General features: G+C 35.6%; 9 protein-coding genes. All 9 read right to left on the reverse strand.

The window, feature by feature from the left end:
• Positions 1–17 precede the first annotated feature (17 nt).
• On the reverse strand, positions 18–1,745 hold the full coding sequence (locus I583_RS11860) for a glucosaminidase domain-containing protein (RefSeq protein ID WP_010761637.1): 1,728 nt from the start codon (positions 1,743–1,745) through the stop codon (positions 18–20).
• Between the two features lie 17 nt (positions 1,746–1,762).
• Positions 1,763–2,905, reverse strand: coding sequence for a hypothetical protein (locus tag I583_RS11865; RefSeq protein WP_010761638.1), 1,143 nt, complete (start codon positions 2,903–2,905; stop codon positions 1,763–1,765).
• A gap of 824 nt (positions 2,906–3,729) precedes the next feature.
• A complete protein-coding gene (locus tag I583_RS11870; protein ID WP_010761639.1) occupies positions 3,730–5,670 on the reverse strand; it encodes a heavy metal translocating P-type ATPase in 1,941 nt (646 codons plus the stop codon).
• Between the two features lie 310 nt (positions 5,671–5,980).
• Complete coding sequence (locus tag I583_RS11875) at positions 5,981–7,621, reverse strand: peptide ABC transporter substrate-binding protein (RefSeq protein ID WP_010761640.1); 1,641 nt, start codon at positions 7,619–7,621, stop codon at positions 5,981–5,983.
• 29 nt (positions 7,622–7,650) lie between these two features.
• Positions 7,651–8,028: an OsmC family protein gene (locus I583_RS11880; protein ID WP_010761641.1), complete on the reverse strand. Its 378-nt coding sequence runs from the start codon at positions 8,026–8,028 to the stop codon at positions 7,651–7,653.
• A 261-nt stretch (positions 8,029–8,289) separates the two neighbouring features.
• Complete coding sequence (locus I583_RS11885; RefSeq protein WP_010761642.1) at positions 8,290–9,606, reverse strand: metallophosphoesterase; 1,317 nt, start codon at positions 9,604–9,606, stop codon at positions 8,290–8,292.
• A gap of 117 nt (positions 9,607–9,723) precedes the next feature.
• On the reverse strand, positions 9,724–11,148 hold the full coding sequence (locus I583_RS11890) for a 6-phospho-beta-glucosidase (RefSeq protein ID WP_010761643.1): 1,425 nt from the start codon (positions 11,146–11,148) through the stop codon (positions 9,724–9,726).
• Positions 11,145–13,025, reverse strand: coding sequence for a beta-glucoside-specific PTS transporter subunit IIABC (locus I583_RS11895; RefSeq protein ID WP_010761644.1), 1,881 nt, complete (start codon positions 13,023–13,025; stop codon positions 11,145–11,147). Before I583_RS11895 ends, I583_RS11890 begins: the two co-directional genes overlap by 4 nt.
• A 107-nt stretch (positions 13,026–13,132) precedes the next feature.
• Positions 13,133–13,969, reverse strand: coding sequence for a BglG family transcription antiterminator LicT (gene licT / locus I583_RS11900; RefSeq protein ID WP_010761645.1), 837 nt, complete (start codon positions 13,967–13,969; stop codon positions 13,133–13,135).
• Positions 13,970–14,122 lie beyond the last annotated feature (153 nt).

Below are 14,122 nucleotides of genomic sequence, written 5' to 3' on the forward strand. Positions count from 1 at the left end.
TTCTCCTTTCTTGTTTTCTACGATTGAAGATCATAAACTGGCGCTAAAATAAGCTGCTGTCCTTCTGTTAAGAAATATTGGTCTAAGTCGTTCCACTCTTTTAACGACCAAACTGAAATACCAGTTTTTTTAGAAATACTAGCTAAAGTATCGCCTTTTTTCACCTCATAGGTTTCTTTTGTTTTCTTACGAGTTGCACTTACTTGATAATCTTTTGTATCTTTTTTAACTGTTGTTTTCTTTTTAGTTGCTGTTGTTTTTGTTTCTTTTTTAACAGCCGACTGTGTTGTAGCTTGACCTGTGAATGCATTCGATAATTTTTGAACCATATCCAATGAACGGTCTACTGCATCTTCTTTTACTAGAGTTGTAACTTTGTCTTCTTGTTTAGGAACACTTAATTTCTGACCAATAAATAACATACGTCGGTCTAATTGATTTTTTTCTAGAATTGCTAGTGTAGAAATATTATATAGCTCACTAATTGATTTAAGTGATTCACCTTTTTTTACAACATGCGTAAGGTATTCAATATTTTGATCTTTTTGATCATTTTTCTTCTCTAACTTATCAAAAGACGTGTTTAATGTAATTTTCTTAGCTTTTTTAGTTTTCTTTTTGTCTTTTAATGTATCATATTGCGTTAAATCATACGCATCAATCAAGCCATTCAATTTTGAATTATAGCTAGTATCTGTCGCATAACGCCCTGTTAAAAACTTCGTTGCATCTTTATATGATTTTGTGTTCGTTTTCCATGTACCACTATAAAAACTACTGCTTGCATCAGTTCCACCGCGAAGAAGCTTCACATAATCGCCTAAAGATTCTTTGTATGATGGATACTTTCTAAAATTAGAACGAATCGTAAACATACCACCAGAACCATTGTCTTCACTAGTTAGAAAATTAGCACTTGAACCTTCATAACTCCCCTTGATACCAAACAAATTGTAATTTGGTGCAGAAGCTAGTGCACTGTTTCCAGAAGCACTTTCTAAAATTGCTTGGGCAATCATCACTGATGCATATAAATTATTCTCACCAGCGATTGAGCGAGCATCCTCACCAATTACTTTAACAAAACTTTTTGTTGTCAGATTAGGACTTATATGGAATACCTGATCTGAGCCGCCACTATTGTTCCCAGTTGTCGTTCCAACAGTAGATCCGGAATTTGGTCTGCTTGGTTGCGGAGTTGCTACACTCGGCCGTTGGGTTGGTCCTTGAACGGGTGGTGTTGGATTGTTTGGTACTGGTTTCGGTTTTGGTTTACTCGGTTTCGGCTTGCTTGGTTTTGGTTTTGACGGAGTTGTTGATGAACTCGTCGTCGTACTTGTTGTACTAGTACTGCTTGTTGTACTAGTACTTGACGTTGTTGTCGATGTACTTGAATCTGATGTACTCGTTGAATCATTCGTGTCTGACGTAGAACTTGTATCATCTGACGAACTTGTCGAATCACTGCTTGTCTCTTCAGTCGATTCTTCAGTTGAAGACATCGCACTATTTTCGGTAGAAGAGCTAGTTTCGATTCCTTCTACTGTACTTTCTGTTGTTTCATGTTCCTTAGTTGAAGATAAAATTGCTACACTTTCTTGTTCTTCGGAGCCTGAGGTTGCTTGATTGTTAATTTCTTTAGCAACAATTGGTTGAACATCGGTAACAGAAAGGACAGCACTTGAAGTAAGCAACCCTACACTTAATAATCGTAACTTTTTACTGTTTAGATTTCTTTTTTTCATACTGTGTCCTCTCTTTCTTATTGATATGGATCTTCTTTCACCAAGTTAATGATCTGGTTAAAGGCTTGTTCTGACTCTTCCTTAACATCTTTGATGCGTTTGTAATAATTTTGGTATTCTTGTTCGGCACGTTCTAAGCGTTTTAGGACACTCGCTTTTTTCTTTGTTTCTTCATTGATAAGCTGTGCATGTTGATTTGCTTGATTTACAATTTCTTTTGCTTGTCTCTTCGCATCTAATAAAACTTCGCCAATGTCTTCTTTAGATAGTTGTTGATCCACATCGATTGTTTTTTGAGCTAGTTGACTTTTAGTTGCTTCTAGTTCCTGGCGAACCTTCGCTAACTCTTCGTACACCCCTGAATCTGTCGGTGTATCTGATGCCATAATTACGATACGATCTTCTGAAAGTTTATCGATTTCTTCTTGTTTCGCTAACAGCTCTTGTTCGTACTGTCTAATTTTATTTGCAAAGCGCTCTGCTTTTTTGCGGTTTAAGTCTGTTTCATCAATTTGACGATTGCTTTCACGTAATAAGCTGTTATATTTACTTCTTATTTGTTCAAGTTCAGCCATACGAGCATCGTAATCTTTTGGCACAGCTTGTACCATTGATAGTTCATTCTCTAAAGATTCATTCGTTTGACGGACAGCTTCTATTTCGTTTTGTAATTGAGAATTTTCTCTCTTACCCTTACGTAATTCAGCTTTCAACTCTCGAAGCTCACTTTGAAGTTGCTCATTTTCTTCTTGAAGTTCTTCTAGTTCTTCATCATCGATAACTACATTGACTGGTGGTCTCTTTTTCTTTGGCTTAGGCTTTCTAGCAACAGGAGCCTGTTTTGTTTTTTTCTTTTTCAGTGAGAATAACGGTCGGTCATCTTCATACTCGTCATCATCATCATATTCGTCATCGTCGTCATAATCTTCATCATCATCGTCGTATTCGTCATCGTCATCGTCGTCATAATCTTCATCGTCATCGTCGTATTCGTCATCGTCGTCATAATCTTCATCGTCATCGTCGTAATCATCATCATAATCGTCGTCATCGTAATCATCATCATCTTCGTACTCATCGTCGTCATAATCTTCATCATCATATTCATCGTAATCTTCGTATTTTTTTCTTTTTTTACCTTTGCCAAAAATTTTTAGCATATGCTCACTTCCTTCTACAAAAATGGGACTCTCTCTTGTTATTGATTATTTTGAATGTACTAACTATAAATACTAAGTAAATTATGTGAATTGTCTTTATATGTAACTATAGTGACAAATGGCGTAATCGTTTTATTTGTAAAATAATCAACTATTCTTTCATTAGACAAAAAGCTTCAAAAACGTACCTACCTTTTTCTATTTTATCAGATAAAGCTTAAACAAACAAACTGAATTAGTGGTTTATTTCGGGTTTCGTGAAACTAAAATTGTTGTCAGTTTTATTTTCAAAATAAAAATATCTATAACTAAAAATTTATATGTTTTTTTATTATCACAAACTATTGAATCGACAAATTTATTCCATTTTATTATATATATATAATAGAATTAATATATTTTTAGACAGTTCTGTTTTATCTATCTTTCCTTAAAAACAAACTGTCCATTCTTAGCTAATATTGTTACTATTTTCTTTTATACTATGGATTAAATCCATTTTTAAACGTTAGATTTTATTCTAAAACAAACGAAGTGGTCTCTAATAACCTCAGAGACCACTCTTCTTAAAATTAAATATTTCATTTTTAAAATCAATAATACATAAAATAATCAAATTTCTCACTGATTATTTTTTGTTATTAATTTAATTAAACTTTAGGAATACTATCAAATATTCTTTTTCGTAATTTGCTGTTTTTTCACACAAAATACTCATTTTCTTCACAATTAATGAACCAATTCCTTTAGTTTTGACACCTAAAACAGACTAACTTTAAAAAATTTGCTCCTGAAGTTGATAGCTTAAGTCTCAACTTTTTTCTTTACTCTTTAGATGAGATCAATAAACGTAATCCATTTAAAATAACTAGCAATGTGCTTCCTTCATGGGCGATAACACCAATCGTGATATCCATTTTTCCAAGAATATTCATCGTGATCAATAGAACTACGATAAACATTGAAAAGATGATATTTTGCCAAACAACTCGATCCAACCGTTTAGAAATCTTATGGGCATAGCTGAATTTAGTTAAATCATTCTGCATCAATACAGCATCTGCTACATCAATTGCGATGTCTGTCCCTTCTCCCATTGCGACACCAATATCCGCTGTTACTAAAGCTGGCGCATCATTGACACCATCTCCTAACATTGCCACATTGCCAAAACGTGCTTGTTGATCTTTAATAATTGCAGCTTTGTTTTCGGGCATTACATTCCCAACAACTTCGTCGATCCCGATTTGCCGGCCAACTGCTTGCCCTGTTAATTCTGCATCTCCAGTGATCATCGTTGTATGGATGCCTTGCGATTTTAGATAAGAGATGACAGTTTTAGCATTTTCATTTGGTACATCCATCATTGCAATCAAACCAATTACTTCATTATTTTTCGCAAAATAAACAACGGTTTTTCCTTCTTTTGCGTATTGTTCATTATGGGCGTTGATCTGGGGCTTGACTAAACTGAATAATTCGGGTTTACCAATTTGATACGTATCGCCAAGATATTCTGTCACTAGCCCTTTACCAACTTCATTTTCTACCGTTAAGGTCAATTCTGTTTTTGCTTTAAATTTGTCCAATATGGCATTAGCTAACGGGTGATTAGCTGTTTTTTCCATTGCAACAATTAAATCAATACATGCTTGTTCTGTTAATTGTGCTGAGTCTGTCAAAAAATAAAAATCGGTCACAGATGGTTTTCCCTTAGTCAATGTACCTGTTTTATCAAAAGCGACTGACTTGATTGTTGCTAAGTTTGCTAGATAAGAACCACCTTTAAATAAAACACCTCTTTTAGCCAAATTTGAAATCCCTGATAACGTGGCTGGTACCGCGCTTGCAGCCAAAGCACAGGGTGACGCAGAAATCAGAAATACCATTCCTCGATAAAAGCTTTCATTCCATGACCAATTAAATATAAATGGTCCAGCTGCTATAAAAATTGGTACTAAAATCAAAACACCCGTCACGTAATAAGGTTCTATTTTTTGGATCTTCGTAGCTGTTTTTGACAAGTTTGATTGCGATTGATTAACTAATTGAAGAATTTTGGCAAAGACAGTATCACTGCTATCTTTTGTAACTTCCATTGTAAATGTACCACTACCATTAATCGTACTACCAAATACTTCATCACCGATTGTTTTTTCTCTAGGTATACTTTCTCCATTAATAGAAGATTCATCAATTGAAGTTCTTCCAGTCAAAATAACTCCATCAGTTGCAATTTGGTCGCCGTTTAGCACTTGTAATTTGTCGCCGATCTTTAATGTAGCGACATCAACTATCTTCACGCTACCATCAGCTTGAATCAAACGAGCTTCTGTTGGATTCATTTTAAGTAGATTGGTAATTTCTCTTTTACTACGGCCTTCTGCATACTCTTCAAGAAAATGAGCAGCTGCGAAAATGATAATCAGCAAAGCTCCTTCTTCATAATTTCCAATAATCGTCGCACCAAATGCGGCTAAAGTCATCAAAATATGAACATTTGGGACAAACTTTCTTTGCTCTTTTGATTCATTGATCGTATCTACAATACCTTCTAAAATAATATGATAACCGGATAATAACATCGCACTGACAAAGAGAATATTCTGCAATAAAGAGCCTTCACCGATAAAGAATGCCACGATAAAAATAGCTAACCCTGTAAAAAATAAAATGACTGGCGATTTCCCATGACTATGATCGTGTTCATGACCATGTCCTTTCTCATTTGAGCAACTGTGATTATGTTCTTTTGTTGTTTCCATTATACTCTTCCTCCTTTTTGGTTGTTTTCTGAAAAGATACACCTTTTTTCTTTCAAATGAATATCCGTTCATATATCATATACCTATAATACATGAACGGATATTCATGTGTCAAGTGAAAACTTATTCTTTTTTTTGCAAAAAAAAAGCTGAGACAAAGCGTATTTCCGAAACCTTCAATTCTAAGTGCTTTGACTCTTAGAATTTGATGTTATCGAAGCCTAACGAAGTAGTTGCTTTGTCTCGCTATTTATTTGGGTTTAAAGCGCGAAACAAAACTGATTTTTCGTTTTGTCTCACGCTTCTCTGCTTATTCTGTTTCTTCTACTTGAATATATTTAAAACTATAGGGTGAACCAAAACTGTGTTTTACTACACCACTGATATTTTTCTTTTGTAATAAGGCTGTTTGTTGTTGATAAATTGGAGCAATTGTGTAATCTTCAGCTAATAAAAGATGTTCTGCTTGCAATAGATCTGACCATCTTTTTTCTTCATCTGCTGCATCTGTATCAGAAGCAGCTTGAATCAAGCGATCATATGCTGGATTTTTGTAATTGACATGGTTTAAACCAGAAGTTGAGGCAAACATATCTAAAAATGTAATCGCATCTTTAAAATCAGGCATCCATTGACCAAAAGCGATATCATAATCACCAGATAAATAGCGTTGCTGCAGGTTATTACTTGGTAATGTGGTGATTTCAAATTTGATGTCTGGCAGTACTTCAGCGATTTGGTTAGCTAAATATTCAGCTGTTTTTTTCTCTATGTCCGTATCTTTCGTTAGATAAACTAATGTGATCGCCTCTTTATGCAACTCTTCTTTCGCTTGTGTAAACGCTGTTTGTGCGGCTGTTTTATCGAATGTTTGCTGAACACCATTTTCTTTACGGAAATCTTCCCCTGTTTTTGGATTTTGAACAAAGTTTTTAGGAATAAAACCAGTTGCCGCAATAGAACCGTCTCCTAAAATGTTTTTTACAAAGGTATCACGATCGATTGCTAAAGAGATTGCTTTGCGTAAATTGACATTCTCCAATAATTTATTTTGGCCTTGATTAAAGCGGAGATAGCCCATTTTTGTATCATTTTGGTTTTGAAAATCTGGATCATTTTTATATTGTTTAGAAAATTCTCCGTCTAATACAACTCGATCTAACTCATCCGTTTGATATAAATTAACGGCTGTACTGGTTGATTTTACAACGGTCGTTTGAATTTCATCAACCTTCACATTTTTCTCGTCCCAATACTTTGGATTTTTGATGTATTTCCAAGTATCAGAATTTTGTTCCCAACCGTCTAGAGTAAAGGGCCCATTATAAAGAGTTGTTTTTGCTGACGTTCCGTAGTCGCTGCCTTGTTTTTCAGCAAACGTTTGGTTGATTGGGAAAAATGTTTCAAATGTCAATAAAGACGTAAAATAAGGAATTGGTTTGATCAGATGGATCACTAGCGTATGCTCGTCTGGCGCTTCTACTCCAAGTTGATCCGATTTCATTTTCCCTTGATAAATGGCATCTGCATTTTTGATTGAAGAAACAAATAAACTAGCATATGATGGTGCTGTTTCCGGTGTGACGGCTCGTCTCCAGGCATATAAAAAGTCTTCAGCCGTTACTGGATCACCATTTGACCATTTTGCATCGTCTCTTAAAGCAATCGTATACGTTTGTTTGTCTTCGCTGATTTCTGGTAGCTCTTTGGCTACAGCTGGAATTGCTTCATCTTTTTCATTTAATTGGTAAAGCCCTTCAAGGACTTGATTTTGGGCATTGAAACTAGTGAAATCTTCTTCTTGTGTGGTATCAAGGGTTAGCAGTTCTGCTGGCTCAGTGAAATGAACGACTGCTTTTTTCGATTCAGTCGACTCTGACTTTCCAGCCGGATTGCAACCTGTCACAAAAACTAAAAGTGCCAATATACTAATTGCAAAAAACTTTTTCATCTCTTTCCTCCTCAACACTTGATGCTAAACTAAACAAAAATCACATTTTCAACAACCACTATTTCTGGATCTAACGATTGTATGACTGGACAATTTTTGCCAATCAGTTTTAATGCACGCTCAGCTTTTCCTTGTGCTTCTTCTGACACGTGGATCGAAAAATTAATTGCAACACGGCTTAAAGGTTTCGCTTGTTTATCTTCTGCTCGTTCATAAGAGATATCTACCTTTTCAATAGTAAAATCAATGTGAGAATTCGTTAATATTTTCTCATAAACATAGGCTCCACATGCACCAATAGATGCAACTAACAGTTCAACTGGCGAAAAACCGATATCTTTTTTTAGTAACCAGTTACCACGTTCATGTACCAATTCAAATCCTTTTTCCCCTGAAATTAATTCCATTTTTTTCGCTCCTCTGCTTTATTTTATCGTTTATTTTTATAGCGTTTTCTTTATCTTATTATGATAGTACAAAACAGCAGAAACTGATAATAGTTTATTCCCAGATATGATAACCAAAAGCTATCAATAAAAAAACGTGACTAGGAATTCACTCTTTTGAGTGAGTTCCTAGTCACATAAAATCTGAATAAACGGTAGGGTCAAAAGCAACTCATCCGAAAATAAACGTTAGTGTCCCAACCTCTTCTGTTAAGAAGTAGTTTAGTCAAAATTCTTTTTCAATTGATTATCTTCTTGATTTTTATCTTGAATAATCGAATCAATGTATTCTTTTAAAAATTTGCTATTCTCAGAAATAATTCGATAACCAGCTTCTGCTTTGATTTTCTCCACTTCTTTATCCGTAATAAAATCATCCCCAGAGAAAAAGCGATAATTTACCTGTCCTACAAATTCAGCGGCGACATCCAATTTTTTGCTATCAGATAATCCTGCATCAATCAATTGACTGTACCCTAATCTCATTCCATCGTTAATAAAAAGTTCTTTGATGTATTGCGGATAATTTTCTAAGTTGGAAACTGAATGCGTATTTGTTTTTTTTTGATACTCAAATGAATTCCCCTTTAGTTTCACTACGCCGTAAGCTTGAGGTGCAATCGAAAAAGAACTAGACACAATTTCAGTTAGCGGATGGTCATCCGTTGTTTCTGTCATGATATCTTGCGCATGAATATGACCTGAAAAAACGATCGGTACTTGGTATTCTGCTAAAACTTGCTTGAATTCGTTCGCATTATTAAGAACAAAACCGCTTGATAATAGTTTGTTGTGGGCATATATATTATGATGCATGAAAACGAGCGTTTTTTTCTTTTCATGCTTGGCTTTTTCTAATTGTTTTTTGATCCATTTCATTGTTTTACCGCGAATCGTTCCACCTGTTGTGGGACTTGTTTTGGGTTGATTGTCCTCGGGATATATATTGGAATCTAGAAAAAGAAAATGATACTGTGGATTGACTGCGACTGAATAGCTTAATGAATTTTTGTCGTAGTTTGTGGCATTTTGATACCCAAAATCAGCAAAAATTTCTTTAAAATCAGCAATTGAAATCGGATCAATTTTTTCCTGCTTGTCACCAACAAATTTTCTGGCCCAACCATCGTTGACATCATGATTTCCTGGAATCACAAAAACATTGATGCCTTCGTTTGTTAGTTGTTTCAGTAATTCAGCCAGCTTTTCCGCACTGATTTTTTCTCCATTTAACGTTAAATCACCTGTAATGATCAACATATCCGGTTTTTGCTCGATGGCTTTGTTAATAAAAGCCTGCCAACTTTCTTTTTGATAATCAAGTTCTTTTCCAGCTGCTGTCTCTTTGATTTTTTTGAAGGCTAAACCCGAATCAGTTAAACTTTTATCAATATAATGAGGATCACTGACCACCCAAAATTCAATGGCTTCTTTTTTTAATAGCATCTCCTCATTATGCTCTTTCTCTTTACCAAAATAAACAATTGCCACTACGACAACTATTATGCTGAGTAAACTTAACCCAATTTTCTTTTTCATTCATTACCTCCCCAATCTTCATCATTCCATTCTATTTTATGCTTTTTTACGCAAAAAAGCTCTCACTGTATTTAATTTACTAAAATACAGTGAGAGCAGCTTCAATAATAATGGAGTTTAGATTTCTGTTCCATTGGTTTGGATCAAATGTTTATACCATTCAAATGAATCTTTTTTAATCCGTTTCAGCGAGCCATTCCCTTGATTGTCACGATCTACATAAATAAATCCGTATCGTTTACGCATTTCTCCAGTAGTAAATGAAATCGGATCGATACAGCCCCAAACGGTGTAACCTAAAACATCTACTCCATCTAGCTCGATTGCTTTTTTCATTTCTTTAATATGTTGGCTAAGAAAATCGATTCTTTCTGCATCGTGTACTTTATCTTCTATTAAAGTATCTGCATAACCAAATCCATTTTCTACGATAAAGATCGGCCGTTCATAACGATTACTTAGTAGGTTTAGATAATGACGTAAGCCCACAGGGTCGATCGACCAGCCCCATTCCGTCATACTGACATATGGGTTTTCAACAAGTGAACTATCTCCAAGTAGATTATCTTCCAAACGAACGGCTTCTGGACGTGTTGAAATCGTATTACTTAAATAGTAGCTGATCCCAATATAATCAACCGTTCCAGCTTTTAATACCTGAAAATCTTTATCCGTAATATCTAGTTCATAGCCGTTTCTTTCCCATTCCCTGATTGCCCATCGTGGATAATTTCCTCTAACTTGGACATCAGTGAAAAATAACTGCTTTTCATCTTCTTGTTGGGCAGCGATAATATCCTCAGGGTCACTGGTTAGCGGATAGTTTGGTGTTGCAGCTAGCATACAGCCAATTTGAAAATCAGGATTGATTTTTTTCCCTTCGGCAACTGTGATCGCTCCTGCTACAAATTGATAATGTGCTGCTTGATACATCGTTTTTAATTTATCTTCATCTTCTTGATAAAGGATACCTGAGTTGGTAAATGAATAAATTGGATTTTCTAAAATACGTTGATTGTTTATTTCATTAAAAGTCATCCAGTATTTCACTTTATCTTTATAGCGTTCCATCACGGTTACAGCAAATTTAGTGAAAAATCCGATCAGTTCGCGACTACGCCAACCACCATAGTGTTTCACCAAATAATAGGGCATTTCAAAGTGTGATAATGTAATGACAGGCTCGATGCCATGTTTCAATAACTCATCAAATAAATCGTCGTAAAATGCCAACCCAGCTTCATTAGGTTCTGGTTCATCACCATTCGGAAAAATTCTCGTCCAAGCAATACTTGTTCTTAGACATTTAAAGCCCATTTCAGCAAATAACTGAATATCTTCCTTATAATGCCCATAAAAATCAATTGCTTCATGGTTAGGATAAAATTTTCCTTCTATAACACCGTCTGTAATTTCTCTAGCGTGATCTTTTGAACCAGCCGTCATCACATCGGCAATACTCACACCTTTGCCGCCTTGTTTAAAACCACCTTCAACTTGATGAGCAGCTACCGCGCCGCCCCATAAGAAATCGTTTCTCATTTATCCGCTTCCTCCTTGCTTGAGCCTACAACGAAAAGCTTCGTTTCTGGTGTTACTGACTCAGTAGTGTTGATGATGTTCAGCGTATCCATACTTGGTCCATCTGTCAAAATGACTGGTGATGTCATCGCATAACCTTTTTGTTCGATTTTTTCACGATCAAAGACTAGCAATGTTTGGCCACGTGTGATTGGATCACCCATTTCAACTTTCGTTTCAAAATATTCACCATTTAAATTGACCGTGTTGATTCCGATATGAATCAATAATTCACTACCGCCATTCGATTTCAAGCCAATGGCATGTTTTGATGGGAAAATTGCTACGACGGTTCCATCAAATGGTGCAACAACTTTATTATCTGTTGGGATGATTGCAACTCCTTTTCCGGCAATTTCACTAGAAAACACATCATCATCAACTTCTTTTAACGGAATTACCGTACCTTCAAGCGGTGCATAAACCGTTGTTTCAGTCGTTACTTGTTCGTTCACTATTCCTTCTTGAAAATCATCTTCTCCTTGATCTGTTTCAGGTAAGAAATCAGTCATTTCATCTTCTTTAACACCGAAGAAATACGTCAAAACTGCACCTGCAATCAACGCAGAACCTACTCCGATAAAGTAACCCACTTTCGGTGTATAAACGGGTATAGAGAAAATATTATGGAACACATAGGCATTCATCGTAACACCTGTCACACCACAAATTGCGCCACCAATCGCACCAGAAATTGCTACAATCGGTAATAAGCGTTTGTATCTTAAAATCAACCCATAAACGATTGGTTCAGTTACTCCTGCAAATAAACCCGTTAATGCCAACGGTCCAGCCAAAGCTTTCATCTTAGAATGTTTTTTAGATTTTAAATAAAAACCAATTGCGATCCCGATTTGAGCAAAAACAGCTGCAACAGCCATTCCTTCGATTGGATCACCGCCCATAACTGTTAAATTTTCAAGTGTGATTGGAGAAAAGCCCCAATGCAAACCAAACATCACCATAAACGGCATTCCGCCACCTAAGACGATACCTGAAAGCAACGCACTTTTGCCAATCAACCACATCACGCCTTGAGAAAGCGCATCTCCGATAACCGTTCCAAATGGACCGAATAATAAAGCAGTCAATGGTACCATGATCATCAAACTGAACATTGGTACTGCAAATAATTGAAGGTCTCTAAAAATAATTTTACGTAAGAATTTATCCACGAATGAGTAAATGAAGATCGCTACAAAAATCGGGAAAATCGTTGTTGCATAATCGACAACATTTAAATTGATTCCTAGAAAATCAAGCTTTTCCTGACCAATCATGCCAGTGAACGACGGTTCCAGTAATGCGGCACCGATCACACCACCAACATACATATTCCCACCGATTTTTTTAGTCAACGTGATTCCTAAGAAAACAGGTAAGAAGTAAAAAATTGCATTACTAGCCGCACTCAGTACCATATAAGTTGAGCTAGTATCCGCTAAAAGTTTCATTTCAACTAAAATCGTCAAAACTGCTTTGATCATGCCAGATCCAGCCATTGCTGGAATCAGCGGTGAAAAGGCCCCAGAAATCACTTCGAACACATAATTAAAGCTTAGTTTTTTCTCTGTTTTAGGTGCATCTTCGTTTAAATCAGCGAGCGACTGAATCGCTGCATAATAATCAGGGACTTTACTACCGATCACAACTTGATATTGTCCACCGCTATTCACAACGGACATCACATAGGGCAACTTCTCTAATGATTCTTTATCCGCTTTTTTCGTATTTTTCAAGCTAAATCTTAAACGTGTCGCACAGTGAACTAAACTATTGATATTCGATTTGCCACCGACAAGTTCGATGATTTTTTTACTTTCTTCTTCATAACGCATGGGAATATTTCCTCTCTTTGATTCATTTTTTATAAAAAAAGTGACCTAAGAAACACTTATACACTAAGTGTTTTTCTTAGGTCACGCCTGCTTTACCAGTAACGATCCTATTGATTGCTTGATAAGCGATTTAAGTGAAGTGTTAAGTACATCAATTCATCATTGGAAATCGTCCAATCATATTGTTGTTCCAAAAATGTTTTGATTTTAACTGCACACTGGTAATCTTGTTCATACTTAACAGCGATTAAATTGATCAAGGATGAATCCTCATTTGATGAAACTTCTTTATCTAGTTGTCTTTTGACAAAGTAACGAATATGGGTAATGAAACGAGTAAAATCATAAGACGTTTCATCATATTCTTTACCATAATGATATTTAATAATATCGATAATGCTTTGAATGATTTTCGTTGTCAACATCGTTTCGTTCATATTACTAGTAGAGTTATAGGCATTGACAAAATGAAGGGTAATAAAAGCTGCTTCTTGATCTGGAATAGCAATACCTGTTTTCTCCCGCATCATTTGAACGGCTTTTAATGCAAACGCATATTCTTTTGTATAAATTTGTTTAATGTCCCATTCTAGTGGTGAGCGCATTTGTAACCCTTCTGCTGCTCGATTTATGACAAATCCGATATGATCGGACAATGTCAGTAAAATGGAATCATCGATCGATTGTTCTAATTCTGCTTCGCCTAATTGAATAATATCACTGGCCAGTTCAATATCTTCAATATCGATTCGTGCAAGCAGATTGTCTAAGTTATTAACGGAATTGTTACCTTCAAGAACAAATCTTTTTTCAATCAGGGCTGAATCGATCACATCGCCTTCACGCTTGTTGAAGCCGACACCTTTGCCCATAATGATTTCTTCGATGCTATCATCATTTAAAACCAAAGAAACATTATTATTAAAAACTTTCAGTATTTTCATTGAAATTATCTCCTGTTCTTGACTTGAAAAACGAAAAAAGACCTGACCATATCAAACATCACCAAAAAAAGTAATGTGAGAGGTCACGCCTGCTTAACCAGTAACGATCCGTTGACCAAAGTATACAACGACTTATTTTCTTTGTCAATAGTA

This window comes from Enterococcus haemoperoxidus ATCC BAA-382, from assembly GCF_000407165.1.
GTDB lineage: Bacteria > Bacillota > Bacilli > Lactobacillales > Enterococcaceae > Enterococcus_L > Enterococcus_L haemoperoxidus.